Below are 25,280 nucleotides of genomic sequence, written 5' to 3'. Positions count from 1 at the left end.
CCGATTACACCATGGGAAGCGGCCCTGGGCGCAACCATCACCGTGCCCACCCTGGGCGGGAAAGTTCAGCTGAAAATCCCCGCCGGTTCTCAGGGGGGCAACAAGCTGCGACTGAAAGGCCGGGGGCTGTCGACAGCAAAAAAACAGGGCGACCAGATCGTCAACCTACGCATAGTTGTGCCTGAAGCAAAAACAACAGAGCAGAAAGAACTGTATAAGAAGATGGCCGAAATCATGCCGACCAACCCGAGAAATGACCTGGGACTGTAAGATGACAGACACATTCACCCAAATAACAGGTACTGTACTTGATGAAAATACCCGCTGCAGTTTCGGTGATCTCTGTCGATTCTGCGGAGTTCCCGCAGAACTTATTCTTGAGATGATTGACGAGGGACTGTTAAATCCGCAGGGGACCGCACCGGGAGAATGGCACTTTACGGCCATTGAAATAAAACGGGTCCAGACCACCATCCGCCTGCAACGGGATCTGCGAGTCAATCTTCCCGGCTGCGCCCTGGCCCTGCAACTCCTTGAAGAGCTTGAAGAGCTGCGCCGTCTGCACCGGATTCGTTAACCCTTGAACTCCCTTATCCTTCTTGCAGAGCGACTGCACGGGCCATCCCTTGTTCTCGGCCTGTTCTGCGCCGGCATCCCGATGCTTTTCTTCGGCCTCATACTGTATACCAGGCTGAGCCGCCGGAATATCGGCTTATCCATCCGCCTGGAACAGGCCGGACGCAATATTTCACGTCTGGATACCGATATTGACCGGCTGCGGGCTGAGCGGGACGGCTTACGCGTTCAAAACCGGAGAGAGGCCGAACTCAGTGCCGCTTTAGAGGCCGAACTGGTCTCGGCTCGGAAACTTATGCAGGAGCGGGAATCCCTTTTGGAAACGACCAGAAAACAAATGGAACGAGACTTCCAACTGCTGGCCGGGCAGACCTTAAGTGAAAAAGGCGCGCAACTAAACGCTCAACACGAATCCGGCCTGCAGGCGATCCTTGAACCGATGCGTGAACAGCTGCAGGCGTTCAGACAGCGGGTGGAAGACGTCTATGACAAGGAATCCCGTGACCATTCCGCCCTGCGCAGAGAAATAGAATTGCTGAGGGATCTGAACCAGCAACTCAGCACCGATGCCATCCATCTCACCGAGGCCCTGCAGGGAAAAAGCAAGATCCAGGGACAGTGGGGTGAGATGATCCTGGAAAAGCTTCTTGAGGATTCCGGGCTCCGTAAGGGAACTGAATTTGAAACTCAAGCCGCCATCCACAACGAGCAGGGACAGCTTCGCCAGCCGGATATCGTTATTCACCTGCCGAAAAACCGGGACATTGTTATCGACGCCAAGGTATCGCTTAAGTCCTGGGCCCTGGCCGCGCATGAGCTGGATCCCAAAAAGCAACAGAAACTCCTCAAGCAGCATCTTCACTCCCTGCATAGCCACATCAAAGGACTTGCCGGCAAGCAGTACCACCAGTTGCCCGGCCTCAACAGCCTGGACTTTGTTCTGCTTTTTATGCCGGTAGAAGGGGCCTTTCAAGCGGCTCTCATACAGGAGCCCGAACTGCTGACCCAGGCCATGCGGAAAAAAGTTATCCTCGCCGGCCCATCGACCCTGCTGGCCATACTCCGCACTATTCATCACCTGTGGCGGATAGATGAACAGGGCCGCAACGGTTTAACTATTGCCAAACAGGCTGGAAATCTTTATGATAAATTCGTAGGTTTTGCCGAAGCCTTTGAAGAGATAGGCTTTCGACTTGAGCAGAGCCGCAACTCCTGGCAGACCGCACGAAAAAGACTGGTCTCGGGACGGGGCAATCTGATCGCCCGGGTTGAAGCATTAAAAGAACTCGGCATTCAACCTGAACGCAACTTTCCAAAAACTCTAAAAGATGACAAGTAGGAGGTCACTATGAAACATCTCAGTATACTGGCAATTCTCTGTATGTTTGCACTCACTTCCTGTGCCAACATGAATAAAGCACAGACTGGAGCCGTCGGCGGAGCGGCAGGCGGGGCCCTCATCGGCCAGATGATCGGACATAACACCGAGGCCACCCTGATTGGGGCCGCAGTCGGCACCATGCTCGGCTACATTGTCGGAAATGAAATGGATAAATATGATCGTCAACAACTTAATCATGTCTATGAACGGGGGGTGTCCAACCGAACCTCGTCATGGGTCAATCCCGATAACGGCAACCAGTACAATGTCACCCCGCAACCGGCGTATACCGATCCAACGACAAGCAGGGTCTGTCGTAAAGCAGAGATTGATGCGGTGATCGACGGCAAGATGGATAAGACATACACCACGGCCTGCCGTGATGAAAACGGCCACTGGCAGCTGCAGAATTAAGGGCTAGCCATATGCCTTCGGGTCAATTTGCCGTTTCCACCTCCGCCCACATGGAGTTTGTCGATATCACGACACAACTCCAGCAGGCGGTTGACGACAGCGGCGTAAGCGACGGCCTGCTGGTGGTCTATAACCCGCACACCACCGCGGGAATCACCATCAACGAGGGCGCCGATCCGGCTGTTCAGAGCGACCTGATCGGGGTCTTTGGCCGGATTATCCCCGAAGACTATCCATACAGGCACCGGGAGGGCAACTCGCCCTCCCACATGCTGACCACATTGACCGGCAGTTCCGCCCCTGTGTTTATTGAAAACGGCCGGATACGGCTCGGCACCTGGCAGCGTATTTTTTTCTGTGAATACGATGGGCCACGCAGTCGTAAAGTCTGGTGGAAAATCCTCAAAGGCTGACTGTGACCGAAAAATCGTCCATACCTGCAGACGAGATCTGTTTTGGCTTAGATCGCATAACCGATGAACGTTCGCTGGCCCTTTTTCTCAACCTGTTCAGCCGCAAGCAACTGCTTGGCACCCTCATTCCGCGTCTTGATGATTATGAGATAGAACAGGTGGTCGACCTGCTTTCCACACTCATGCGTACCCATCTGCAGGAAAAAGAATACCATGAGCTGTTCCTTGACGATCACGACCATCACCACTGATAGCCAGAATGACTGAGTCTCACGAAACAACTGAATGTGCAGATTGCGAAACTCCAATCGACGATAGTGGTGACACTCCGCAAGGCCGCGTCCCATGTACTAAATGCGGAAGTACAAAACGCAACTATAGTGTTTCTATCACCGAAACCATCGTAGTCCGCGATGGATATAGATCGAAGGCAAAGCGCCCAGACGAAAATCGACCATTCGTTGAGGAGCTCTCGGCTCCGGATCATTCCCACAGCAGAGACAAACTTGTCCACCGGCAAAGAGTAATTGACAGAGACAATGATAGCTATTTCGAGAAAATTACTGACTACGAAACCGGGGAAGTCATTCATTACTGCGAGGAACCGTTGTCCCAACATCAAGGGCACGGCTCCGCAAAACAAAAAGAAGGTCAGCGTAATGGCTAACCATGCAGCTTATAGCGAAAAGTTAAAAAACCTTTGATTATTTACCATTAAGAGCCATGCCCCCTATCCTTAATCTGCGCAATTTCCTGGATATCCTGCAAAAAAATGATCAGCTGCTGATCATTGACAGCGAGATGGACCCCTATCTTGAGATTGCAGAAATCCATCGACGGGTTATAGCCCGGCGGGGCCCGGCTCTGCTCTTCACCAATGTCAAAGGTTCTTCATTCCCGGTAACGACCAATCTTTTCGGTACCGGAGAACGGCTGGAGCTTGCCTTTGGCCGCCGCCCCCTTGATTTTGTCCGCGATCTGGTCAATCTTGTCGAGCATCTGATGCCGCCCAAGATGTCCACCCTCTGGCAGGCTCGTCCTCTGCTCGGCCAGGGTTTGAGAGTCGGCCTAAAGTCCACTAAAAACGCACCGGTCATGGAGTGCTGCATGCAGCCCGCCCGCCTGAGCGAACTGCCGATGCTCACCTCCTGGCACTCGGACGGCGGCCCCTTTGTCACCCTGCCCCTGATCTATACCGAACATCCGGACGGACGGGGCCACAATCTCGGCATGTACCGGATCCAGCGCTACGACGACGTCACCACCGGCATCCACTGGCAGATTCACAAGGGCGGCGGCTACCATTACCATGCCGCGGAGCAGAGAAACCAACCCCTGCCGATGACCCTGTTCATCGGCGGTCCGCCGGCATTGATGCTGGCGGCCATCGCCCCCCTGCCCGAGGACATCCCCGAGCTGATGCTGGCCTCGCTGCTGCTTGGCGGAAAACTGGAGATGGTCCGGACCGGCAAGCACCAGCATCCCCTGGTGGCCCATGCCGAGTTTGCCGTCCAGGGAAGGGTGGAGCCCCATGTCCGCCGTCCGGAAGGCCCGTTCGGCGACCATTACGGCTACAACTCCCTGACCCATGATTACCCGGTGTTCCAGGCCAGCCACCTCTATCATCGCAAAAATGCCATCTATCCGGCCACTGTGGTGGGCCGGCCCCGGCAGGAGGATTTCTACATCGGCGACTTTCTTCAGGACCTGCTCTCCCCGCTCTTCCCCCTGGTGATGAACAACGTCCGCCAGTTAAAGACCTTTGGCGAGACCGGCTTTCACTGCCTGGCCGCGGCCCGGGTCACGAATCGCTACCCCAGGGAGGCCTTTGCCGCCGGCCTGCGGATCCTGGGCGAGGGCCAGCTGTCGTTGACCAAGTTCCTGATCATCACCGACGGCGATCTGGATGTGGCTGATTTCAAGAAACTGTGGGTGCATGTGCTTGAGCGGGTCAACTGGCAGACCGACCTGTACATCTTTGCCAATGTCTCCCAGGACACCCTGGACTATACCGGTCCTTCGGTGAACAAGGGTTCCAAGGCCATGCTGATGGGGCTGGGCAAGGAGAAACAACGACAGTTGCCCGAGACCTTTACCGGCTCCCTGCCGCCGGCCGGCTGCAAGCGGCCGAAGGCCTATCTGCCCGGCACCCTGGTGGTGGAGGGCTCTCCCTATGACCAGGACAAGGGCCTGGCCGGCCGGCTGGCAAACTGGCAGGGGCTGGCCGACTGGCCCCTGGTTATCCTGGTCGATGACAGCCACGCGGCAACCGGGAATCTCCAGGAATTCCTGTGGACGGTCTTCACCCGCTTTGAACCGGCCGCGGATATCCATGCCGCCGACTCGACAGTCACCCGGTTTCATGTGGGACTCAGGGAACCGGTGGTCATTGACTGCCGGATGAAACCCTGGTATCCGCCAATACTGGAGGTGGACCCGGAGACCAGGGCCAGGGTGGACGCCAGGATCGGCTCCATGGTCCCGGCCCGATGGCGCTGATGGAAGAACGGCTCCAGAAAATCCTGGCCAGGGCCGGGATCGCCTCCCGGCGCAAGGCAGAGGAATATATCCGCCAGGGCCGGGTGACCGTGGACGGCAGCAAGGTCACTGAAATGGGGCTGAAACTGGACCCGGCCCTGCACCGGATCGCAGTGGACAACAACCCGGTCGCCAATGCGGAAAAAAAGATCTACATCCTGCTCAACAAGCCCACCGGGTATGTAACCACCCTCAAGGACCCGCAGGGCCGGCCGGTGGTCACTGCGTTGCTCAAGGGGATCACCACCCGGGTCTTCCCGGTGGGCCGGCTGGACCTGGATACCTCGGGGGCCCTGCTCCTGACCAATGACGGCGAGCTGGCCCAGCGGATCATCCACCCCAGCCACGAGGTGGAAAAGACCTATGTCGCCCGGGTCGCCGGCCGGCCGGCGGCGGACAAACTCAAACAGCTTGCGCAGGGCATCGAACTGGAAGGACGCAGGACCTGGCCGGCCCGGCTCAGGGTCTGCGGACAATCGGCCCGGGACACCTCCATCGAAATCATCATCCATGAGGGCAGAAAACGACAGATACGCAAGATGTTCGCCGCCATCGGCCACCGGGTCCTGGCCTTGAAACGGACCGCCTACGGCAACCTCCGGCTGGGTTCGCTCCCTTCCGGCAGATACAGAATTCTCACCGCCAGGGACCTGGCAAAGATCTTCCCCAGGTAAAAATCTCCGTGACTACCAAGCTTCTTGTTGACTAAATTTATGTTTTTATTTTAGAATATTAAAAATCAGTTAAAAAGAAGCGCAGTGGCGCAACACGGGCTCTGCTCCAAATCAGGACCGGCGAAAGGAGTACGCGATGAATAAATCAGAGTTGATCGAGGCCCTGGCCCAGGAGATTAATGTCCCCTTGCGGGAGGCTGACTCCATCACCAACACGATCCTGGACACCATGACCCAGACCCTGGTTGACAACGGCGGTATCGAAATCCGCGGATTCGGCAGCTTTGTGGTCAAGGAGTATGGCTCCTATCAGGGCCGCAACCCGAAGTCAGGCAAAAAGATCAAGGTTCCGCCCAAGAAACTGCCCTTTTTCAAGGTGGGCAAAGAGCTGCGGGAACGGGTCAACCGGAGTAAATAGTCCCCCTGCCTATTGCTCCCCCTGCACCAGTTCCCCGACCAGGTCATACTGGTGGGCCTCGGTGATCCGGACATCGACCATGGCCCCCGGCCTGGTGTCGCCGGCGGTGATGTACACGCAGCCATCTATCTCCGGGGCCTGGAACCTGGTCCGCCCCTCAAGGAGCAGGTCTGTTTCCCGGCTGACCCCCTCCACCAGCACCTGCTCCTGTTGTCCGACAAATTTTTGTAATTTTTCCCGGGAAATTCCGGCCTGGAGTTCCATGATCCGGGCCCGCCGCTCCTGCTTCTCCTCCTCCGAACAGTGGCCGTCCAGATGACGGGCCTTGCAGCCCTGTTCATCGGCATAGGCGAACACCCCCAGATGATCGAAACGGTGTCGGCTGAGAAACCGGGCCAACTCCTCCACCTCGGCCTCGGTCTCCCCGGGGAAACCGACCATCAGGGTGGTGCGGATGGCGGCCCCGGGCAGCAGCCGGCGGATCATTGCCACCAGGTCGGCCAACCGCTGGCCGTCATAGGGCCGGTTCATCCGCTTCAATATCCGGTCGCTGACATGCTGGACCGGGATATCGAGATAGGGGACGATCCGGGGGTGGGCGGCGATATAGGCCAGGAACTCCTGGCCAAGCCGGGCCGGGTGCAGATAGAGCAGTCTGATCCAGGGGATATCAGTGTCGCGGAGCAGGCCGTCCAGCAGGTCGGTCAATCCGGCTCCGCCCAGGTCAATGCCATAGGCCAGCAGGTCCTGGGCAACCAGGGTCAATTCCTTGAGTCCCGTGGCGGCCAGGCCCCGGGCCTCGACCAGCAGGTCAGCAAGCGGCCGGCTGCGCAGGCGGCCGCGGAGCAAAGGAATCAGGCAATAGGTACAGCAATTGTCGCAGCCCTCGGTTATTTTGAGATAGGCCCGGTGGGCCGGGGTGGAAAGCTTGCGGGGCAGGGAACTGTCCATGAGAAAGGTGGAGACCGGGGTGATGGCGAGACGCGTAGCCAGCTCCGGGCCGGTGAGCAGGCCGACGATGTCCTTGAACCGGTCGGTACCCACGAACAGATCCACCTCGGGCAGCTCTTTCTGCAACTCCCCGCCGTAACGCTGCACCAGACAGCCGGTGACCACCAGCTTCTTGGCCGGATCGTCCTTCTTGTACTCGGCCAGGGCGAGGATCTCATCCACCGCCTCCTCCACTGCCGAGCCGATGAAACCGCAGGTATTGACCAGCAGGAGATCAGCTGTCTCCGGTTCCGGAGCAATGTCGTAGCCGGCCTGATCGAGCAGCCCGAGCATCACCTCGGAGTCGACCAGGTTCTTGGCGCAGCCCAGGCTGACCATGTAGACCGTTTTCTGCATCACAATATTCCCAGGTAATGAATACCTTCCCAACTTGTTTTGGATATCTGAAACCACCACCTCGGCCCCCCCTCCGGCGGCCTTACAGCGCCAGTTTGCCGGCCAGGTCCAGGAGAGCGCTCACAAAGAGGGCATTCTTTTCCCTGAAATCCCGGCTGCGAAATCCGGGTTGCCAGGTTTCGGGCCAGAGTGCGTCGGAGACCAAAAGGGCCCCGGCCAGTTCGATGGAGCGAAAAGCGGCCACCGTGGCCAGGGCCGCATATTCCATCTCCACGGCCAGGATGCCCTTGCTGCCGTATTGATTCACCTTTGCCCGGCTCTCCCGGTACAGACCATCAGTGGTCCATACCGGCCCGGTACTGGTGGCAAAGCCGGCCGCGGCAAGGCCGGACCTTACCTGTTCCCTCAAGGCAACAGGGGACTCAGGCCGCCGATCCACGGGGTAATGGGTTGAGGTACCTTCCTCGCTCAAGGCCCAGGTCGGCAGCAGTACCGACCCAAGACCAAGCCCGGGAACCAGGGAGCCGCACCAGCCGGCGACCAGAATCCTTTGTCCGCCCAGGGCAATCAGCTTCTCCAGGGTCATGGCGGCCATGGGCGCGCCCACGGCCGGGCCGGCTATAAAAAAAGGCCCGCGGTTCTCTGTTTCCGGCACCACCGCGAGCCGACCGTGAAAGAGGAAACGTTTTTTCGCCCCGCGGTCGGCGGCCAACTGTCCCGCACGCGCGGCATCACCCGGGTTCAATAAAAAAAGTCCGCTTGGCGGCAGCCCGGACTCTCCCTTTTCCCGTTGGGGTCGGATAACCATCTCCCTGTCCGCTGATCCCATTCCTTGCCCTTATGTTCGATTCCACTGAAAAAGAAAGGGCCGCGGGTTTCCCCGCGGCCCTCAAACCTGCGACCATCAGCGGCCGGGGTTCTGGCGATGAAATTCTTACAGCAACGGATTGGCGAACAGCAGGATCAACGAGATAACCAGACCGTAAATGGTGAGTGACTCGATCAGGGCCAGACCGATGATCATGGTCACGGTGATCTTACCGGAGGCCTCGGGGTTCCGGGCGGTACCACTACAGGCCCCGCCCACGGCAGTACCCATGCCGATACCACAACCCAATGCGGCAACACCAACGGACAGCGCGGCGGCCAGGCAGACCAGGGCGAGGTTGACGCCTGATGCCGCGGCCCCGCCACCCTCGGATGCCATTGCCAGGGACGAAAGGCCCAGAACCATGAACGCGGTCAGAATACTTACTTTTTTCATCTTTGTTTTCCTCCTAAAAAAATTATCGGTTTGGCCTTCTTCCAGAAAACTATTGAAACCATTTGTTACCGGTTTGCTTTCAAGTAATGACGATTAATGCGCATGCTCCATGGCGGCGGAGAAGTAGAGGATCGAGAGCAGCAGGAAAACCAAGGCCTGGACAACAGAGACCAGCACGCCCAGGCAGAGGATCGGCAGCGGCGCGAAATAGGCGCCGGCCAGCATGAACAGGATGCCCAGCAGGGTTTCCTTGGCCATGATATTCCCGAAAAGCCGGATGGACAACGACAGAAGCCGGGCCAGGTGACTGATCACCTCAATGGGGAAGATCAGCGGAATCAACCAGGGAATCGGCCCGAGAAAATGTTTAATGTAGCCGACACCATGAAACCTGAGCCCCAGGATATGGGTGGTGATGAAAACAATTATGGTGCAGCCCAGGGTGATGTTCAGGTTGGAGGTGGGCGACATGAACCCCGGCATAAGGCCGATCATGTTGGCGACAACGATGTACAGGGCAAAGGTGGCCAGCATCGGGAACATCATCCGCGCGCCTTCCTTGCCCATGTTATCGGCCATGAACCCCTCCAGGCCGCCGATGACCAGTTCCCAGAAATTCTGGCCCTTGCCCGGGATCATCTCAAGCTTGCCCATGGTGAGTTTCGGCACGATGATCAGAAAGGCCATCACCAGCCAGGTATAGGTCATATGGGGAGAAACAAGCTTTGCCAGCAGCGTATCCCCTACCGGACCGTGGGGAACGGGCATCCCTATTGCTTTCAAAATCAAAGAGATAAACAGTATCGGATGTTCCATTTTCTTTTACGCGGCCTCCTTGGAAGTAGAATAAAATTTTGTGGCCATGATCGCCGCGGTGCACAAGATGCTCAGTACCACCGTTGACAGACCGACCAGCAAGCCCAAAACACCCACCAACTCATACCTGACCAGAAAAAAGAGAATCAGGGCCAGGACCGTCAGCCGGGCGTAATATTTAATAAAAAAACGGAGTTTCGCGATCTTGAGAGGGCCGGCCATGATCCCGAACAGATCCCGCTTCAAGATGATGAAACTCAGGTTGGCAATCAGGCCGCCGACCACAACCCCCTGGGCAAAAAACCGGGTAAAGCAGAGCAGGGCAACCATGGTCATGCCCACCAGCAACAGCCAGTTGCCGGCCTCCACCCTGCTCAAGGGGAAACTGTTTATTTCCGTTCCGTCCCTCATTGCCATCCTTGTTTCCAGGGGCAAGCCCTTACAGATCCTTGCGCTTGGTAAGCTGGTAGAGATTCCTGAAGCCGGCCGCGATGCCGAGACCCAGAAATATCAGCATGAACCAAGGCGTTGTCCTGTTGTTGAACACCTTCTTATCCAGCCAGTAGCCAATGCCGAAGCCGACAAAGATCGCGGATGCCAGGGTCAGGCCGATGGTCGAAAAATCGCCCAGCATCTTCATCAGTTCCTTACGGGTGCTGGACATTGATTCTCCCGGCCCGGCACAGACCCCGGCCATCATGGAAAACTGTTTCACTTGGTATCACGGCATTACCTCAAAGTCAACGGCTTTTTTGTTATTTCCGCATTTTTTTGAATGACGATTCAGTCATTTTCAGTGCCATTTCAAGGTCGGAATCAGTGTGGGCCGCGGAGATAAACGCGGCCTCGAACTGGGACGGCGCCAGATAGATTCCCTGGGCCCGCATCTGCCGGTAATGGGTCCCGTACTTCCCGGCATCGGCCCGCATGGCCGAGTTGTAATCCGTCACCGGGCCGGTGGTAAAGAAACCGGTCATGATCGAGCCCACCCGGTTCAAGGTGACCGGGGTGGAGGTGCGTTGCGCGACCGCATCAAGTTCATCGGCAAAGGCGGCCGCCTTATTGTTAAGCTGCTCGTAGAACCCCGGCTCGCCGAGCAGCTTGAGGGTGGCGCTGCCCGCGGCCATGGCCAGCGGGTTGCCGGACAGGGTCCCGGCCTGGTAGACCGGTCCATCCGGGGCAATCTCGGCCATGATCTCCTTTTTGCCGCCATAGGCGCCCACCGGCAGACCGCCGCCGATGATCTTGCCCAGACAGGTCAGGTCGGGCTCAATCCCGAAATAGCCCTGGGCCCCGCCATAGGCCAGGCGGAACCCGGTGATCACCTCGTCAAAGATCAACACCATGCCAAGCTCGGCGGTCAGGGCCCGCAGGGTTTCCAAAAAGCCAGGGGCCGGCGCCACCACCCCCATGTTGCCGGCCACCGGCTCCACGATCACGCAGGCGATATCATCCGCGCCCTGGCGCAGGGTCTGTTCCAGGGTCGCCGGATCATTATAAGGAATGGAGACGGTATTCTTGACAATATCCCCGGGCACCCCGGGACTGCCGGGAATCCCCAGGGTGATCACCCCGGAGCCGGCCTTGACCAGAAAGGAGTCGGCATGACCGTGATAGCAGCCGTCAAACTTGACCACCTTTTTTCTATTGGTATAGCCCCGGGCCAGCCGGATGGCACTCATGGTCGCCTCGGTGCCGGAGCTGACAAAACGGACCCGCTCCACCGAGGGCAGGGCAGCCACCACCAGTTCAGCCAACTCGATCTCCCGGGCACAGGGGGCCCCGAAACTGGTGCCGTCGGCCAGGGCCTCCTGGATCGCCTCGACCACGGCCGGATGATTATGGCCGAGGATCATCGGCCCCCAGGAACAGACAAAATCCACGAACTGGTTATCATCAACATCGTAAACCCGGGCGCCTTGGGCCCGCTTGATGAACAGCGGGTCGCAGCCCACTGATTTACAGGCCCGGACCGGGCTGTTGACCCCGCCGGCAATGGACAGCCGGGCCCTTGCAAACAACTCCCTGGACTTTTCATTCCGCATCATGCATCTCCTTCAACGCCCTGTTCTTTTTCGGACGGACGAGTTTTTCCCCTGTTTCGGCCAACCACGGATCCTGCCGCCGGGCCCGGTTAATGGCCGGGAATATAGCATGGCCGGCTTGATTCTGTCAAAAGCAAAAGGAGTTGCGACCGGGCCGGGCGAACGGACGGCAGGCCCTCCAACCGGCCGGTACGGCCGGCGGACCACCAATTTTTGCTTGTCTTCGGCCCGGGCAGGCGGTAAGATGCGATTTTATTTATCAAACACCCCCGGTTATCCTTAATAAATATAAAAAGATTAGGAGATTACAATGGCAGGCGACAAGGTAAAACATATCACCGACGCTGACTTTGATAAGCAGGTCCTGGAATCCCCCATTCCAACCTTGATTGACTTCTGGGCGCCCTGGTGCGGTCCCTGCAAGGCCATCGGCCCGGTGATCGAGGAACTGGCCGAGGAATTTGACGGCCGGGCCAAGATCACCAAGATGAATGTGGATGAAAACCCTGCCACCCCGGGCAAGTATGGGATCAGAGCCATCCCCACCCTGATCCTGTTCAAGGAGGGCCAACTCATCGACCAGATCACCGGCGCCGTCGGCAAGGCGCAGCTTACCGCCCTGATCAAAAAAGCCCTCTAAAACGCATTGCAAAGCTTAGGCATCGCGCCGGGTTCCGTTTATGAGCACCCCTGACTACCAACTTATAATCATCGGTGGCGGGCCGGCCGGACTCACGGCCGGACTCTATGCCGGCCGGTCCCGGCTCAAGGCCGTACTCCTGGAAAAGGGGGCTGCCGGTGGCCAGGTGCTTACCACCGGCCGGGTTGATAATTACCCGGGGTTTCCCGAGGGAATATCCGGATTCGATCTTATCGACAAGATGACGGCCCAGGCGGCGCGCTTTGACCTGGAAACCAGGTTCGCGCCGGTGGCCTCCATGGACCTTGACCGGCCGGTGAAAGAGATCTTTCTGGAAGACGGCGGCCGCTTGACCTGCCGGGCGGTGATCCTTGCCACCGGCGCCCGGCCGAATCCCCTCAAGGTGCCGGGCGAGACCGAATTGACCGGCAAGGGCGTCTCCTACTGCGGCACCTGTGACGGCCCCTTCTTTCGCGACCAGGAGATCGCGGTGGTCGGCGGCGGCGACACCGCGGTCCAGGAAGCGGACCAGCTGACCAAATTCGCCGGCCGGGTGACGGTGATCCACCGCCGGGACCAGTTGCGGGCCGCCAAAATTATCCAGGAAAAGGCCTTTGCCAACGACCGGATCAATTTTATCTGGGACACCGAGGTGATTGCCATTGAGGGCGACACCGGGGTGCAAGGATTACGCCTTCGCCGAAAAGACGGCCAGGAGAGCGCCCTGGCCGTGACCGGCGTATTCATCCTGATCGGCACCATACCGAACAACGAAACCCTGCCCCTGGACCAGCTCGAAACCGATGGACACGGCTTTGTCCGCACCGACCAGGAGATGCGGACCCGGATTCCCGGGGTGATGGCTGCGGGCGATATCCGCAGCAAAGCTGTCCGTCAGATAGTCAACGCGGCCGGTGAAGGCGCGGTGGCGGCCCTGGCCGCTGAGAGTTATTTACACCAACTGAGTTGAAGCGGGAACCGGCTTTCCGCCAACCGCAATGGAGAATTGTATGGGATTCACCACACATGACATAGCCAAAAATAATCGGTCTCGTCTCTTGTTTATTGCCCTCCTGGCCCTGGTCCTCGGGCTCCAGACCGGCTGCGCAAGCATGAAGAATCTGTTCGGTTTCGGCAACGACACCTCCTCGTCAACACTTACCGGCGGGATGGAGACCCCGGAAAACCTGGCCATGGAAGGACTGGACCTGTACAACCACGGCCGTTACAAAAAGGCACTGGAGGTCTTCGAGGACCTGAAAAGCCGTTTCCCCTTCAGCCCGGCCAGCCTGCTGGCCGAACTCAAGTCGGCTGACTGCAACTACAACCTGGGCAATTACCATGAGGCCCTGCTCTATTACCAGGAGTTCGAGGCGCAGCATCCCACCAACGAGGCCATCCCCTATGTCCTGTTCCAGATCGGGATGTGCCATTACCGCCGGATCGACGGAGTTGACCGCGACACCTCCGGAGCGGTCAATGCGGTCGGGGCCTTTTCCCGGCTGCTGCGCGCCTTTCCCGACACCCCTTACACCGTTGAGGCCCGGGCCCGGCTCCAGGCGGCCAGGAACTTTCTGGCCAACCATGAGTTCTATGTGGCCAGTTTCTATGTCCGGACCAAGTCCTACGATGAGGCCGAGTCCAGGCTCGAATACCTGCTTAAGCACTACCCCGACGCCACGGTTGCGCCCCAGGCCCAGACCCTGCTCGCCAACCTGAAGTCGGGCAACCCGCCCGAACGGAGCTGGACCTCCTGGCTGCCCAGTCTCTCCCTGCCCGACTGGAAGGCATTCTCCTTTCTGCCCGGGTCCAGAGCAGGAAACTAGGAGCCTGTCGGAGAATTACCTTCTACTGCGACCGGCTGCGAATTCCGTGGGCGGCGTTGGCAGACCGAAAATCTCCTCACCGTAGCTACGGCTACGCTTCCGGGGATTTCCGGCCCGCCGCCTTGCCCACGAAATCCTCGCTCGGTCTCGTCACGAACGCTATTCTCCGACAGGCTCCTAGTCTGGAAAATGTCCGTTGCGGTCCAGGGAGACCTCCATGGCCCGCACCGGACAGACAGGGACGCAGTGGCTGCAGCCGCTGCATTTTTCCGGATCAAAGAGAACAGCCATCTCGGGCCGCAGCAGATACAGGGCGCCGGTGGGACAGATCCCGGTACAGGCCCCGCATTGATAGCACTTGTCCTCGTCACGGTGAATGCTGGCAGCCAGGCTTTCCACCTTGACCCCCTGCTCCCGGAGAAACTTGAGCCCCTTGTTGACGTTTGTTTTATACCCCTTCAACTCCATGACCATCACCCCCTCATGCTGGGGCAGGATCGTGGCCTTGAGAATATTGATCTCCGTATCATACTGTCTTATGAGCTTGCTGATTATGGGCTGATCAACGATATCCTTCGGGAATCTCAATAGATATATCCGGTTATACACGATTCAATCCTTTTTTCGCCGCCCCCTGTTCCGTCAGTCTTTTCCCCTCCAGCGGGGAAATCAGGCTTAATGCAGGGAGACTGTTCTTTAATAAAGTTTGTCAGTCTCGCAACAACCCGCGAGACGGACGTGATTCGTCTTGTAACTTGTTGATTTTATTCGGTGGCATTTGAAGCCTTTCGGGTTGTTACGGGTTCATCAAGTTTGTCGGTCTCGCAACAACCCGCTCGACGGACGTGTGTCATGTTGTAACTTGTTGATTTTATTGGGTGGCATTTGAAGCCTTTCGGGTTGTTACGAGTTCATCAAGTTTCGTAACCGTTCACCGGGGGTACGGATTTACGGTAAACTCATGCCCGTAAGCGTTTACCAGTGGCTTAGATTCGTTCATTCGGGACTGCGAAGCATACTGGTGCTATTCGAGCAGGCCAGAATGGGCGAAGATGAGGTGCTGGTGAACGCTTACAAAGTTTCTAACCCGGCAGAGCTGGATAAGACCCTTTACGGTCCAGAGATCATCAGCGGGTTTGTTACCCTTACCGCGACAGACACGCCTTTTCGTAGATGTTGCGGACAAAGGGTACAAAGGGTCTAAAAACCATAGCCGAAATTCGCCTTAAACAGGTCCTTGATCTCCTGTAGTCCATGGTTGTGGTTCTGGGTGCCGTGCTTTTCGATCTTGATCGCCCCCATCACCGCCGCCAGCCGGCCGGTGGTCTCCCAGTCCATCCCGTTCAACAGGCCATGGAGCAGACCGGCCCGGTAGGCATCCCCGCATCCGGTGGGGTCGTTAACCACCTTTGCCCGGGCCACCGGGATCTCATAACATCCCCTGCCGTTGTAAATAATCGACCCCTCGCCGCCACGGGTAATAATAAGGGCCTTGACCCGGTCGGCAACCTGCCGTTCGCTCAGCCCGGTCTGCTTATGGATAAGCCCCCACTCGTAGTCATTGACCGTCACCCAGGAGGCCTGGTCGATAAACTCCCGCAATTCATCCCCGCTGAACATCGGCAACCCCTGGCCGGGATCGAAGATGAACGGAATCCCGGCCTCGGCGAACTCCCGGGCGTGCTTGATCATTCCATCACGGCCGTCCGGCGAGATCATACCGATGGCCACCTCGCCGGCATCGGCCACTGAGTTCTCATGGGCGTTATTCATGGCCCCGGGATGGAATGCGGTTATCTGGTTGTCATCCATGTCAGTGGTGACAAAGGCCTGGGCGGTAAATGTCCCCGGGACCACCCGCAGGTGTTCCTGGCTGATACCATGCTGATCCATCCAGCGGGCATAGGGTCCGAAGTCCTCGCCCACCGTGGCCATGGGCAGGGGGCGCCCCCCCAGCAGGCCGAGGTTGTAGGCAATATTGCCGGCACAGCCGCCGAACTCACGCCGCATCTCCGGCACCAGAAAACAGACGTTCAGGATATGGACCTTGTCCGGCAGGATATGATTCTTGAACCGGTCACCAAAGACCATGATAGTGTCATAAGCAAAAGATCCGCAGATCAAGGCACGCATGATATTCTCCCTTTGATTCTCAACCGCCCGCGGTCCTTGATTTACGGACAGGGGCATCATGATTTTTTTCTTTCCCCGCCCGCCTGCTGTTCCATGTTCAATGCCCGGGCAAGCCGGCCGACAAGGACATTGACCGGCGCCTGGGTGGCCAGGGTGATCAGTTCCTCGGGCCGCAGCTCGGTCGGTTCTTCAAACAACCTTTTTTGTTTCAGATAAATCTCCCAGCGCCCGTCGGAGACGGCAGTGGGATCAAGCGCCCTTTTCTCCATGCGTCGCTTCAACTCGGCCTCGGGACAGGAACATAAAATAAACCGGGCCATAGCTCCATGTTTTTCTGCCAGATCACCAATACACTCCCGGTCGGCCCGGCAACGATAGGAGGCGTCCAGGACCAGCGACCGGCCCCGGACAAGTTCCTGCTCCGCCCGGTCGGCTAGGGCCTGGTAGGTTTTCCGGGTATATGCCCGCGAATAGATGCCCTGGCCAAAACCCGATGGCCGCGCCCCGGTCGATCCGGCCAACCCCTTGCGAACAACGTCCGAATTGTACCAGCCGATGCCCAGCCGTTCGGCCCAGGCCCGGGCCAGGGTGGACTTGCCGCTGGCGATCAGGCCGAAAAAGACATACACCACCGGTCGTTTATCATAACTGGTCACGGGATGCATAACTCCACGGTATCATTATCCACAAATCTTACCTTTCATCCTGTTTCCGCATATCTCTGCGCCAACATAAAATAACGGGTGGCCTGGGCCAGGGCCCGGGCCCTGGTCTCCTGGTCAACCTCGGGTTCATGGGCGGTCAACAGGCCGATCTTGCCCCGTACCGTTGCCCGATAACACTTGTAAAAGTTCAGGACTTCAGACAGACCCTGATCTCCGGATGCCTGCTTGAAGCGGTCGATGAAATAGTTCGACATCTCCTTGAGGCCGGAAAAATCCAGGTCCATGGCCAGAAAGGCCACATCGCCGGCCACGTCGCTGTAGCGGAACCTGTTGTTGAACTCGATGCAGTCGTAGATGTAGACCTGGTCGGCCAGGCAGATATTGGCGGAATGGAGGTCACCGTGGCAGTCCCGGATCCTGTTCGCGGCGATTCTCCGGGCAAACACCTCCTCATTGGCCAGAAAACGCCTGACATAGGCGCCGATCCGCCCATACTCTTCCCGGCTCAGGGAAACACAGCCCACATATGACTCGCACTGGCCGAGGTTTTCCAGTACATTTCGGCCAACGGCCGCCACTGTGCCGAACTCTTCGATTTCCCTGCCGGAAGAGGCCTTTTCGTAAAAAGGAGCCAGGATATCGACAATCGCATCAAGCATCCCCCGGGTCAATTTCCCGTCCCTGATGACATTGCCCATCATCCGTTCCTCGGGCATGCGCACCATTTTCACCCCGTACTCAACCACCTCGCCCGGGCCGTCAAGGGCAAGAAGCCCCTCCACCGACCGGCAGACCCGGACCAGCCCCAGATAGATCGTCGGACAGAGCCGCCGGTTAAGAACCAGCTCCTGTTCACAGCAGTACTTCCGCTTTTCCAGGGTGCTGAAATCCAGGAAACCGAAATCCACCGGTTTCTTGAACTTGTAGACAAAATCACCGGCCAGAAACACATAGGAGATATGGGTCTGGACCAGTTTCACCGGCAAGACCGGATGGGGATAGGACCCGGGCAGAAGAAGATGATGGACAAAGTCGGGCAGACTGTCGCCGGTCATAAAAATCCCTGGCTGCGGTTGCAAAAAAAGAAGTACTCCCGGGCATAAGGCGTAAGTCAGAGGCCCGCCCTCAGGCCCGGACAACTCTACCAGAATGCACCATAACAGTAAACCCCGGGACAGTGCGGCCATGACATCGAAGTTGCCGGATTCTCCCCTCACCTGGACGGAACGGATTTCATGAAAGTAATTCCTCGCCTTTTCCATTGCCCCGGCACCGGCCCTGTGCTAAACAGAGAAAGATATCCAACGGTTAATGACTGAATCGAATTGTTCTAATCGTAAGGTTTCGGTAAACCCCGTACGTTTGAGGTTGGACCGGGAAAGGGGTTTTCTTATAGCGAACGGTGTAGCGGACCCTGAGCCGCAGCCGTGACGGCAAAAACGGCATTTGAAACAACTTCGGCAGGATATGGTTATGGATTCCGAATCGCCGCCGCGGCGAAGCGAGTTCCTGCTTGATAGCCTGTTTATGAACAGCCGGCCCTTCTCAATGGAGCGGCCGTCGGTAGAAGAAGACCCCTTTCCCGACAGGAGGGGGTTTACTGAATGTTTACTTCTAATCACCAAGGAAGAACCAAGACATAATGGCAACAAACGGACAAAACGGCAAATCACTTGAATCCTGGATCTGGGATGCGGCCTGTTCCATCCGGGGTGCCAAGGATGCGCCCAAGTACAAGGATTTTATCCTGCCGCTTATTTTTACCAAGCGGCTCTGTGATGTGTTTGATGATGAACTGAACCGGATCGCCGCGGAAACTGGCTCGCGTAAGAAGGCGTTTCAGCTTGCCAGGAAGGATCCCAAGCTGGTGCGCTTCTACCTGCCGCTGGTGCCCGATGATCCCGAGGAAGAGGTCTGGTCGATCATCCGCAAACTCTCGGACAAGATCGGCGACCAGCTCACCACCTACCTGCGTGAGATCGCCAAAGCGAACCCGCGCCTGCAGGGCATCATCGACCGGGTGGATTTCAACGCCACCACCCACGGCCAGCCTGACCTTGATAACGACAGGCTCTCAAATCTTATCGAGGCCATCAGTATCAAACGATTAGGCCTGAAAGACGTTGAGTCGGACATTATCGGCAAGAGCTATGAATATCTGATTCGCAAATTTGCCGAGGGGAGCGGTCAGAGCGCCGGCGAGTTCTACACCCCGGCGGAAGTCGGCATGATCATGGCCAGGGTCATGGATGCCGAACCGGGCATGGAGATCTACGATCCCTGTTGCGGCTCGGGCGGTCTGCTGATCAAGTGCGAGATTGCCATGGAGGAGAAAATGAATCTCCGGAGCAAGAAAAAATATGCGCCCCTAAAGCTCTACGGCCAGGAATACACCGCTGATACCTGGGCCATGGCCAACATGAATATGATCATCCATGACATGGAGGGCGAAATCGAGATCGGCGACACCTTCAAGAACCCCAAATTCCGCAAAAGCGGACGCCTGCGCACCTTTGACCGGGTGGTGGCCAATCCCATGTGGAACCAGAAAGAATACACCGAGAAAGATTACGACGCCGATGAACTGGACAGATTCCCCGAAGGAGCGGGTTTCCCTGGTCAGTCCTCGGCCGACTGGGGCTGGGTCCAGCACATGCACGCCAGTCTCAGCGACAAAGGCCGGGCCGCCGTGGTCCTCGACACCGGGGCCGCCTCCCGCGGTTCGGGCAATGCCGGAACCAGCAAGGAAAAAAGCGTTCGTAAGTGGTTCGTGGATAACGACCTGATAGAGAGCGTTCTCTATCTGCCGGAAAATCTTTTTTATAATACATCGGCCCCGGGCATCGTTCTCTTTCTTAACAAAGCCAAACCCAAGGACCGGCAGAACAAGGTCTTTCTGGTCAATGCCGGTCAGGTCTTTGAAAAGGGTGATCCCAAGAACTTCATTCCCGATGACGGTATTGAGCGGATTGCCGAGACCCTCAAGAACTGGCAGGAAGAGGAAAAACTCAGCCGCATCGTCGAGCATGCCGAGTTGGAGAAGAACGATTACAACATCTCTCCCAGCCGCTACATCCACACCGCGGATGCCGAAACCTACCGGCCCATCGCCGAGATCGTCGCCGAGTTGGAAGCGATTGAGGCCGAGGCCAGGGAGACGGATGCGGCGTTAAAGGGGATTCTGGCCCGCATAATGAAATAAAGGCGATTATCGTATGAATCTTCCCATTAACATTAACGATCTGCTGAGTGCCCGAACGGTTGAATGGGAACGGCTGGAATTTAAGGCCGGCTGGAACCCGGAAAAGATTCTGCGCACCTTGTGCGCCTTTGCCAATGACTTTCATAATCTTGGCGGCGGCTACATCATTATCGGCGTTGGCGAGGAAAACGGCCGGCCTGTCCTGCCGCCGGTCGGGCTTCCTGCCGGCAAAATTGATACTATCCAGAAGGAAATCGTCGAACTGGGCTACCGGATGGTGCCCTACTATCACCCGATTATCGCCCCCTGCGAAATCAACGGAAAACACCTGCTGGTACTCTGGGCCACCGGCGGGCAGACCAGACCTTACAAAGCGCCGGTATCCCTTGCCAGAGGGGAACGTGAATTTGCCTATTATATCAGGAAAGGTTCGGTCACGGTACGGGCCAAAGGGGGAGATGAAACGGAACTGCTCTCCCTGGCCGCCACTGTCCCGTTCGATGACCGCATGAACCAGCGCGCCGCCCTGGATGATCTGGACTTGGGGTTGATGCGCGCCTATCTTCAGCAAGTCAAAAGTGATCTCTTTGCCGAAGCGGCGACCATGGAATTTGTCCGGCTATGTCGGCGGATGAATATTGTTGATGGCCCGGATGAAGCGGTGCGTCCCAAAAATGTCGGGCTCATGTTTTTCCATGACCACCCGGAAACCTTTTTCCCGCAGAGCCAGATCGATGTGGTGCATTTTCCGGAAGGGCCGGGCGCGGATATTTTCACGGAAAGAATCTTTGCCGGGCCGCTTCATACCATGCTGCAGGATTCTCTGGCCCATATCCGTTCCCTGGTGATCGAAGAAAAGGTGGTGAAATATCCGGATCGTCCCGAGGCGGACCGTTTCTTCAGTTACCCGTTCGCCGCCATCGAAGAGACCCTGTGCAATGCAATCTATCATCGCTCCTATGAAATTCGGGAACCGGTTGAAGTCCATATCCTCCCGGATCGCATCACCATCTCCAGCTTTCCCGGACCGGACCGTTCCATCCGGGAAAAAGATATGGCAGAGTTCCGGTTCCTGTCGCGGCGTTACCGGAATCGGCGGGTTGGGGAATTCTTAAAAGAGCTTGAGATGACCGAGGGCCGGGGGACCGGAATTCCGAAGATGCTGCGGGCCATCGAGAACAACCAGTCACCCGAACCCGTTTTTCATACAGATGACGAGCGAACCTATTTCATGGTTGAGTTGCCCATCCATTCTGTTTTTGCCAGGGAACCGGCCACAGGACAAGTCACCGGACAAGTCACCGGACAAGTCACCGGACAAGTCGACCCGTGGATTTGTCGGGTGCTAACCGCCTGTAAAACCCAACCGCTGAAGAGTCGTGAGATTCAGGAAGCCGCCGGCATTCGGCACCGGGAAACCTTTCAGCGAAACTACCTGGATTACCTTCTGGACCAAGGCTGGGTGGAGCGCACCATTCCGGACAAACCAAAGAGCAGCAAGCAGAAGTATCGGTTGACTGCTAAAGGACAGGCGGTGCTTGATGAGGTTGAGAAGGAAGGGGGCGAGAAATGACCGCGCCCTATTCCCCGCCTTATGAGATCACCCCGGCCATCGTTGATCTGGTTGAACGGATCGGTGAATATCTGGGGCGGATCAGTTTGGCCGGGCACACTCCGTCCGCGCCCCGGCTGCGGCGGGCGACGCGAATCAAATCCGTCCAGGCCTCGCTGCATATCGAGGGCAATACCCTCAGCCTCGAACAGGTCACCGCGGTACTGGACGGCAAACGGGTGCTGGGCACCCCCCGTGAGATCCAGGAGGTTCGCAACGCCTTTGCGGCCTATGACCTGATCGAAAACCTGGACCCCGGCAGCCGGGATGATCTTTGCCGGGCCCATGCGGTTTTAATGCACGGCCTGGTCGATGCCCCGGGTTTATTACGCAAAGGAAGTGTCGGCATCCGACGCGGGGAAGATGTTGTTCATATTGCGCCCCCGGCGGAACGAGTTCCCTTCCTGCTTGACGATCTGCTGGAGTGGCTCGGAAAGACAGAGGCCCATCCCTTAATTGCCGGTTCGGTGTTCCATTACGAATTTGAGTTTATCCATCCTTTCATGGACGGCAACGGCCGTCTTGGCCGCCTCTGGCAGACCCTCATTCTAGGACGCTGGAAACCGGTTTTCTTTATGATTCCCATCGAGAGCGTCATCCGGGACCAACAGGCCGATTATTATGAAGCGCTATGCCGGGGTGATGAGGCTGGAAATTCCACCCCGTTCATCGAATTTCTGCTGAACGCCATCCTGGCCGCCTGCCAACAGCTCACAGGTGAAGTTGCAGGCGAAGTCACAGGTGAAGTCAAGAGGCTCCTCAAGGCCCTTACAAAACCGATGAACCGCACCGAGCTGCAGGCGCAACTCAAGCTCAGGAGCCAGGCAAATTTCCGGGAACGCTACCTGCAACCGGCCCTGGCCGCCGGACTCATTGAAATGACCATCCCGGACAAGCCAAGGAGCAGCAAGCAGAAGTACCGGTTGACCGAGAAAGGGCGGGAAGTGCTTGAGATATTGGAGAAGGGAGGAGGACAGGCATGAGCTCTTTCATCGAAACTGAAATTGGAACCTACCCCGATTCTTGGGATGTTGATCGCGTTGATTCTGTTTTTGGAATTCAACAGGGGAAACAAGTCTCAAAAAAGAACCGGATTGGTGATAATCAGCGGCCTTTCCTTCGCACGAAAAACGTTTTTTGGAATCGCCTCGATCTTGAAGTGCTTGACCAAATGCATTTCACTGAAGCCGAAGAAATTAGACTTGCAATGAGGGAGGGAGACCTTTTACTCTGCGAGGGGGGCGATATTGGCAGGGCTGCAATGTGGCGCGGAGAGATTGCGCGATGCTACCACCAGAACCATCTTCACAGGTTACGAGCTTTGGATGGCCGAATTGATCCACAATATGGCGTCTATTGGTTCTGGTATTCGTTTAATGTCGCCAAACTTTACTTCGGCCGTGGCAACGTGACGACGATCCCGAACCTCTCACGCTCGAAGCTTGCCGAGTTGCCGATGGCAATCCCTCCACTCCCCGAGCAGAAGAAGATCGCGCACATCCTTTCAACGGTGCAGCGGGCCATTGAAGCGCAGGAGCGGATCATTGCCACCACCACCGAGTTGAAAAAGGCCCTCATGCAAAAGCTTTTCACCGAAGGCCTCAGGGGTGAGCCGCAGAAGGAAACTGAAATCGGGTTGGTGCCGGAGAGTTGGGAGGTGGTGGAGTTGGGAGAGTTGATTAGCATCGCCCAATACGGTCTGTCCGTGAAAAGTAACCCTGACGGCAATTATCCGATACTACGAATGACGAATCAAATCGATGGCCAGATCGTGGCTGAAAACCTGAAGTATGTTGAAATCAGTGAAAGCGACTTCCAAAAGTTCAGAGTCGAGCGCGGCGATATCCTCTTCAATCGCACCAACAGCTTTGAGCTTGTGGGTCGCACAGCCATTTTTGACATTGATTGTGACTTCGTTTTCGCCTCATATTTAATCCGGTTGCGAACGAATGCAGAAAAACTCAATCCGTATTTTCTTAACTGCTATTTCAACACTGACGAAACCCAAGCGCGACTGAAGACCATTGCAACACGGGCGGTCAGTCAGAGTAACATTAGTGCAACTAGGCTGAAGGGAGTTGCCATCCGATTGCCTTCTGTTGTAGAGCAAAGTGAGATCGTCTCAAAAGCCGTCGCATTAGATAGAAAGATTGCCCTGCATCGGAGAAAGAAAATGTCTCTCCAAGATCTCTTCCGCACCCTTCTTCACGAACTGATGACGGCAGCAATCCGTGTGGATCGGATTAAATTAGGAATTACGAATGAAACTCACACCAGCCAATCCTGAATACGCTGAATTCCTCGCTGATCTGAAGAATCGGATCGCCGGTGCCCGTGTCAGCGCGGCCCGGACGGTGAATCGCGAGATGATTCTGCTCTACTGGGACATCGGTCGAGGGATTGTCGAGAAGCAGAAAGCGCTGGGTTGGGGCAAATCGGTGGTGGACCGCTTGGCTGTGGATTTGAATAAGGAATTTCCAGCCCTGGAAGGTTTCTCTGCCTCGAACCTCTGGCGGATGCGGCAGCTCTACGCGGCTTTCATTGCTCCCAAATTTCTCGCACAAGCTGTGCGAGAATTGGCGGCCATGGTGCCGTGGGGGCAGCATGTCGTGATGCTGCCCAAGATGAAGGATCCCGCAGAGTACCTCTATTATCTCCACGCCACGGCCCGGTTCGGCTGGACGCGAAAGGTACTGCTCAACCAGATCAAGGCCGGAGCATACGAGAGAAGTCTCGCCGAGGGAAAGACGCACAATTTTCCGGCAGCCCTGCCGGAACATCTCGCCGAGCAGGCGGAGGAGACCTTGAAGAGTTCCTACAACCTGGAGTTCCTCGGCATCCGTCGTGAAGTGACGGAGAGGGAACTTGAAGACCGGCTGATCGAACGACTCAAGGGGTTCATCCTCGAACTCAGCTACGGTTTCTGCTTTATCGGTCGCCAGTATCGTCTGGTACTCGGGAAGAAAGAGTATTTCAATTGGGGCGAATGTCGAAGAAGCCGTTGGCGGCCAATCCGAAAGGGATTTTATCTCAAAGATGAGCATCGCTTACAAAGAAGCGCGTGAGACCCACTACTGGCTCCGGTTACTTCGTGATTCCAATATCCTCGAAAATCAACACGCCGATTCGATCATCAATGATTGCGAAGAACTCCTGAAACTTTCCGGATCGATCATTAAGTCGATGAAAGGAAAATCAAAAACTACCAATTAGGTGGTAAGAATAATGAGGCCAGCAACAACAATTCCTAATTCCTAATTCGTAATTCCTAATTAAAATGAAGCCAGGCGAATTGAAAACCGTTCAGGCCCGTATC

At 56.8% G+C, this 25,280-nt stretch carries 31 protein-coding genes; 20 read left to right on the top strand and 11 right to left on the bottom strand.

Annotated elements, in window-relative coordinates; genetic code table 11:
• From L3J03_07605 to L3J03_07565, 9 genes are all read left to right on the top strand, one after another.
• Window positions 1-270, top strand: a 270-nt coding sequence (locus L3J03_07605) for a J domain-containing protein (GenBank protein ID MCF6290844.1), incomplete at its 5' end; no start/stop codon positions are given.
• 112 nt (window positions 271-382) lie between these two features.
• The gene (locus L3J03_07600) at window positions 383-577 is read left to right on the top strand and encodes a chaperone modulator CbpM (protein MCF6290843.1); all 195 of its coding nucleotides are present in this window, start codon (window positions 383-385) and stop codon (window positions 575-577) included.
• A 3-nt stretch (window positions 578-580) separates the two neighbouring features.
• Window positions 581-1,915, top strand: a complete 1,335-nt coding sequence (rmuC, locus tag L3J03_07595) for a DNA recombination protein RmuC (GenBank protein ID MCF6290842.1) — start codon at window positions 581-583, stop codon at window positions 1,913-1,915.
• Window positions 1,916-1,924: 9 nt separating this feature from the next.
• Window positions 1,925-2,371, top strand: coding sequence for a glycine zipper domain-containing protein (locus L3J03_07590; GenBank protein MCF6290841.1), 447 nt, complete (start codon window positions 1,925-1,927; stop codon window positions 2,369-2,371).
• 11 nt (window positions 2,372-2,382) lie between these two features.
• Complete coding sequence (locus L3J03_07585) at window positions 2,383-2,784, top strand: secondary thiamine-phosphate synthase enzyme YjbQ (GenBank protein MCF6290840.1); 402 nt, start codon at window positions 2,383-2,385, stop codon at window positions 2,782-2,784.
• A 2-nt stretch (window positions 2,785-2,786) separates the two neighbouring features.
• A complete protein-coding gene (locus tag L3J03_07580) occupies window positions 2,787-3,035 on the top strand; it encodes a hypothetical protein (protein MCF6290839.1) in 249 nt (82 codons plus the stop codon).
• A 472-nt stretch (window positions 3,036-3,507) separates the two neighbouring features.
• Window positions 3,508-5,283: a UbiD family decarboxylase gene (locus L3J03_07575; GenBank protein MCF6290838.1), complete on the top strand. Its 1,776-nt coding sequence runs from the start codon at window positions 3,508-3,510 to the stop codon at window positions 5,281-5,283.
• Window positions 5,274-5,996, top strand: coding sequence for an rRNA pseudouridine synthase (locus L3J03_07570; protein ID MCF6290837.1), 723 nt, complete (start codon window positions 5,274-5,276; stop codon window positions 5,994-5,996). The genes L3J03_07575 and L3J03_07570 overlap by 10 nt, the downstream gene beginning before the upstream one ends.
• 136 nt (window positions 5,997-6,132) lie before the next feature.
• Complete coding sequence (locus L3J03_07565) at window positions 6,133-6,414, top strand: integration host factor subunit beta (GenBank protein ID MCF6290836.1); 282 nt, start codon at window positions 6,133-6,135, stop codon at window positions 6,412-6,414.
• A gap of 9 nt (window positions 6,415-6,423) precedes the next feature.
• Here L3J03_07565 and rimO read toward each other — a convergent pair whose 3' ends face one another.
• From rimO to hemL, 7 genes are all read right to left on the bottom strand, one after another.
• On the bottom strand, window positions 6,424-7,761 hold the full coding sequence (gene rimO, locus L3J03_07560) for a 30S ribosomal protein S12 methylthiotransferase RimO (GenBank protein ID MCF6290835.1): 1,338 nt from the start codon (window positions 7,759-7,761) through the stop codon (window positions 6,424-6,426).
• Between the two features lie 82 nt (window positions 7,762-7,843).
• Window positions 7,844-8,569 carry a nucleoside phosphorylase gene (locus L3J03_07555; GenBank protein MCF6290834.1) on the bottom strand — a complete coding sequence of 242 codons (726 nt, stop codon included), beginning with the start codon at window positions 8,567-8,569 and terminating at the stop codon, window positions 7,844-7,846.
• Window positions 8,570-8,695: 126 nt separating this feature from the next.
• Window positions 8,696-8,968 carry an ATP synthase F0 subunit C gene (gene atpE / locus L3J03_07550; GenBank protein ID MCF6290833.1) on the bottom strand — a complete coding sequence of 91 codons (273 nt, stop codon included), beginning with the start codon at window positions 8,966-8,968 and terminating at the stop codon, window positions 8,696-8,698.
• Between the two features lie 150 nt (window positions 8,969-9,118).
• Window positions 9,119-9,841 (bottom strand): F0F1 ATP synthase subunit A, encoded by a 723-nt coding sequence (gene atpB, locus L3J03_07545; GenBank protein MCF6290832.1) that lies wholly within the window; start codon window positions 9,839-9,841, stop codon window positions 9,119-9,121.
• 6 nt (window positions 9,842-9,847) lie between these two features.
• Window positions 9,848-10,258, bottom strand: coding sequence for an ATP synthase subunit I (locus L3J03_07540; GenBank protein ID MCF6290831.1), 411 nt, complete (start codon window positions 10,256-10,258; stop codon window positions 9,848-9,850).
• 22 nt (window positions 10,259-10,280) lie between these two features.
• Window positions 10,281-10,505, bottom strand: coding sequence for an AtpZ/AtpI family protein (locus L3J03_07535; GenBank protein ID MCF6290830.1), 225 nt, complete (start codon window positions 10,503-10,505; stop codon window positions 10,281-10,283).
• A 91-nt stretch (window positions 10,506-10,596) separates the two neighbouring features.
• The gene (gene hemL / locus L3J03_07530) at window positions 10,597-11,886 is read right to left on the bottom strand and encodes a glutamate-1-semialdehyde 2,1-aminomutase (GenBank protein MCF6290829.1); all 1,290 of its coding nucleotides are present in this window, start codon (window positions 11,884-11,886) and stop codon (window positions 10,597-10,599) included.
• A gap of 310 nt (window positions 11,887-12,196) precedes the next feature.
• On the opposite strand from hemL, the gene trxA reads away from it, so the two are divergent.
• The 3 genes from trxA to L3J03_07515 are packed head-to-tail and all read left to right on the top strand — an operon-like array spanning window position 12,197 to window position 14,352.
• Window positions 12,197-12,526 (top strand): thioredoxin, encoded by a 330-nt coding sequence (trxA, locus tag L3J03_07525; protein MCF6290828.1) that lies wholly within the window; start codon window positions 12,197-12,199, stop codon window positions 12,524-12,526.
• A gap of 40 nt (window positions 12,527-12,566) precedes the next feature.
• Window positions 12,567-13,496 (top strand): thioredoxin-disulfide reductase, encoded by a 930-nt coding sequence (gene trxB / locus L3J03_07520; GenBank protein ID MCF6290827.1) that lies wholly within the window; start codon window positions 12,567-12,569, stop codon window positions 13,494-13,496.
• A 40-nt stretch (window positions 13,497-13,536) separates the two neighbouring features.
• On the top strand, window positions 13,537-14,352 hold the full coding sequence (locus tag L3J03_07515; protein ID MCF6290826.1) for an outer membrane protein assembly factor BamD: 816 nt from the start codon (window positions 13,537-13,539) through the stop codon (window positions 14,350-14,352).
• 177 nt (window positions 14,353-14,529) lie between these two features.
• On the opposite strand, the gene L3J03_07510 is transcribed toward L3J03_07515, so the two are convergent.
• Window positions 14,530-14,940, bottom strand: coding sequence for a 4Fe-4S binding protein (locus L3J03_07510; GenBank protein MCF6290825.1), 411 nt, complete (start codon window positions 14,938-14,940; stop codon window positions 14,530-14,532).
• Between the two features lie 373 nt (window positions 14,941-15,313).
• Between L3J03_07510 and L3J03_07505 the strand changes: the two genes are divergently transcribed.
• Window positions 15,314-15,556, top strand: a complete 243-nt coding sequence (locus L3J03_07505; GenBank protein ID MCF6290824.1) for a hypothetical protein — start codon at window positions 15,314-15,316, stop codon at window positions 15,554-15,556.
• Here L3J03_07505 and L3J03_07500 read toward each other — a convergent pair.
• The 3 genes from L3J03_07500 to L3J03_07490 are packed head-to-tail and all read right to left on the bottom strand — an operon-like array spanning window position 15,553 to window position 18,205.
• Window positions 15,553-16,485 carry a carbohydrate kinase family protein gene (locus tag L3J03_07500; protein MCF6290823.1) on the bottom strand — a complete coding sequence of 311 codons (933 nt, stop codon included), beginning with the start codon at window positions 16,483-16,485 and terminating at the stop codon, window positions 15,553-15,555. The genes L3J03_07505 and L3J03_07500 overlap by 4 nt on opposite strands.
• A 56-nt stretch (window positions 16,486-16,541) precedes the next feature.
• Window positions 16,542-17,141: an AAA family ATPase gene (locus L3J03_07495; GenBank protein ID MCF6290822.1), complete on the bottom strand. Its 600-nt coding sequence runs from the start codon at window positions 17,139-17,141 to the stop codon at window positions 16,542-16,544.
• Window positions 17,142-17,185: 44 nt separating this feature from the next.
• Complete coding sequence (locus L3J03_07490; protein ID MCF6290821.1) at window positions 17,186-18,205, bottom strand: hypothetical protein; 1,020 nt, start codon at window positions 18,203-18,205, stop codon at window positions 17,186-17,188.
• Between the two features lie 418 nt (window positions 18,206-18,623).
• On the opposite strand from L3J03_07490, the gene L3J03_07485 reads away from it, so the two are divergent.
• From L3J03_07485 to L3J03_07455, 7 genes are read left to right on the top strand one after another with little or no spacing between them, the layout of a single operon-like run.
• The gene (locus tag L3J03_07485; GenBank protein MCF6290820.1) at window positions 18,624-18,827 is read left to right on the top strand and encodes a hypothetical protein; all 204 of its coding nucleotides are present in this window, start codon (window positions 18,624-18,626) and stop codon (window positions 18,825-18,827) included.
• Entirely contained in the window at window positions 18,793-20,352 is a 1,560-nt protein-coding gene (locus tag L3J03_07480) for a type I restriction-modification system subunit M (GenBank protein MCF6290819.1), read from the top strand. The genes L3J03_07485 and L3J03_07480 overlap by 35 nt, the downstream gene beginning before the upstream one ends.
• 13 nt (window positions 20,353-20,365) lie before the next feature.
• Complete coding sequence (locus L3J03_07475; protein MCF6290818.1) at window positions 20,366-21,925, top strand: putative DNA binding domain-containing protein; 1,560 nt, start codon at window positions 20,366-20,368, stop codon at window positions 21,923-21,925.
• Window positions 21,922-22,947, top strand: a complete 1,026-nt coding sequence (locus L3J03_07470; GenBank protein MCF6290817.1) for a Fic family protein — start codon at window positions 21,922-21,924, stop codon at window positions 22,945-22,947. Before L3J03_07475 ends, L3J03_07470 begins: the two co-directional genes overlap by 4 nt.
• A complete protein-coding gene (locus L3J03_07465; protein ID MCF6290816.1) occupies window positions 22,944-24,251 on the top strand; it encodes a restriction endonuclease subunit S in 1,308 nt (435 codons plus the stop codon). Before L3J03_07470 ends, L3J03_07465 begins: the two co-directional genes overlap by 4 nt.
• Window positions 24,226-25,029, top strand: a complete 804-nt coding sequence (locus L3J03_07460; GenBank protein MCF6290815.1) for a PDDEXK nuclease domain-containing protein — start codon at window positions 24,226-24,228, stop codon at window positions 25,027-25,029. Before L3J03_07465 ends, L3J03_07460 begins: the two co-directional genes overlap by 26 nt.
• Window positions 24,941-25,177, top strand: a complete 237-nt coding sequence (locus L3J03_07455; GenBank protein MCF6290814.1) for a four helix bundle protein — start codon at window positions 24,941-24,943, stop codon at window positions 25,175-25,177. The genes L3J03_07460 and L3J03_07455 overlap by 89 nt, the downstream gene beginning before the upstream one ends.
• The last annotated feature ends 103 nt before the right edge of the window (window positions 25,178-25,280 follow it).

The organism is Desulfobacterales bacterium (assembly GCA_021647905.1).
In the GTDB taxonomy this organism is placed as follows: Bacteria; Desulfobacterota; Desulfobulbia; order Desulfobulbales; family BM004; genus JAKITW01.
This window is presented reverse-complemented; position numbering and strand designations above follow the sequence as displayed.

Coding starts and splice junctions, on each gene's coding strand:
- L3J03_07600 (MCF6290843.1), top strand. CDS start 383: ATGATTGACGAGGGACTGTTAAATCCGCAGGGGACCGCACCGGGAGAA.
- L3J03_07590 (MCF6290841.1), top strand. CDS start 1,925: ATGAAACATCTCAGTATACTGGCAATTCTCTGTATGTTTGCACTCACT.
- L3J03_07585 (MCF6290840.1), top strand. CDS start 2,383: ATGCCTTCGGGTCAATTTGCCGTTTCCACCTCCGCCCACATGGAGTTT.
- L3J03_07575 (MCF6290838.1), top strand. CDS start 3,508: ATGCCCCCTATCCTTAATCTGCGCAATTTCCTGGATATCCTGCAAAAA.
- L3J03_07570 (MCF6290837.1), top strand. CDS start 5,274: ATGGCGCTGATGGAAGAACGGCTCCAGAAAATCCTGGCCAGGGCCGGG.
- L3J03_07565 (MCF6290836.1), top strand. CDS start 6,133: ATGAATAAATCAGAGTTGATCGAGGCCCTGGCCCAGGAGATTAATGTC.
- rimO (MCF6290835.1), bottom strand. CDS start 7,761: ATGCAGAAAACGGTCTACATGGTCAGCCTGGGCTGCGCCAAGAACCTG.
- L3J03_07555 (MCF6290834.1), bottom strand. CDS start 8,569: ATGGTTATCCGACCCCAACGGGAAAAGGGAGAGTCCGGGCTGCCGCCA.
- atpE (MCF6290833.1), bottom strand. CDS start 8,968: ATGGCATCCGAGGGTGGCGGGGCCGCGGCATCAGGCGTCAACCTCGCC.
- atpB (MCF6290832.1), bottom strand. CDS start 9,841: ATGGAACATCCGATACTGTTTATCTCTTTGATTTTGAAAGCAATAGGG.
- L3J03_07540 (MCF6290831.1), bottom strand. CDS start 10,258: ATGGCAATGAGGGACGGAACGGAAATAAACAGTTTCCCCTTGAGCAGG.
- L3J03_07535 (MCF6290830.1), bottom strand. CDS start 10,505: ATGTCCAGCACCCGTAAGGAACTGATGAAGATGCTGGGCGATTTTTCG.
- hemL (MCF6290829.1), bottom strand. CDS start 11,886: ATGCGGAATGAAAAGTCCAGGGAGTTGTTTGCAAGGGCCCGGCTGTCC.
- trxA (MCF6290828.1), top strand. CDS start 12,197: ATGGCAGGCGACAAGGTAAAACATATCACCGACGCTGACTTTGATAAG.
- trxB (MCF6290827.1), top strand. CDS start 12,567: ATGAGCACCCCTGACTACCAACTTATAATCATCGGTGGCGGGCCGGCC.
- L3J03_07515 (MCF6290826.1), top strand. CDS start 13,537: ATGGGATTCACCACACATGACATAGCCAAAAATAATCGGTCTCGTCTC.
- L3J03_07505 (MCF6290824.1), top strand. CDS start 15,314: ATGCCCGTAAGCGTTTACCAGTGGCTTAGATTCGTTCATTCGGGACTG.
- L3J03_07500 (MCF6290823.1), bottom strand. CDS start 16,485: ATGCGTGCCTTGATCTGCGGATCTTTTGCTTATGACACTATCATGGTC.
- L3J03_07490 (MCF6290821.1), bottom strand. CDS start 18,205: ATGACCGGCGACAGTCTGCCCGACTTTGTCCATCATCTTCTTCTGCCC.
- L3J03_07485 (MCF6290820.1), top strand. CDS start 18,624: ATGGATTCCGAATCGCCGCCGCGGCGAAGCGAGTTCCTGCTTGATAGC.
- L3J03_07480 (MCF6290819.1), top strand. CDS start 18,793: ATGGCAACAAACGGACAAAACGGCAAATCACTTGAATCCTGGATCTGG.
- L3J03_07475 (MCF6290818.1), top strand. CDS start 20,366: ATGAATCTTCCCATTAACATTAACGATCTGCTGAGTGCCCGAACGGTT.
- L3J03_07470 (MCF6290817.1), top strand. CDS start 21,922: ATGACCGCGCCCTATTCCCCGCCTTATGAGATCACCCCGGCCATCGTT.
- L3J03_07465 (MCF6290816.1), top strand. CDS start 22,944: ATGAGCTCTTTCATCGAAACTGAAATTGGAACCTACCCCGATTCTTGG.
- L3J03_07460 (MCF6290815.1), top strand. CDS start 24,226: ATGAAACTCACACCAGCCAATCCTGAATACGCTGAATTCCTCGCTGAT.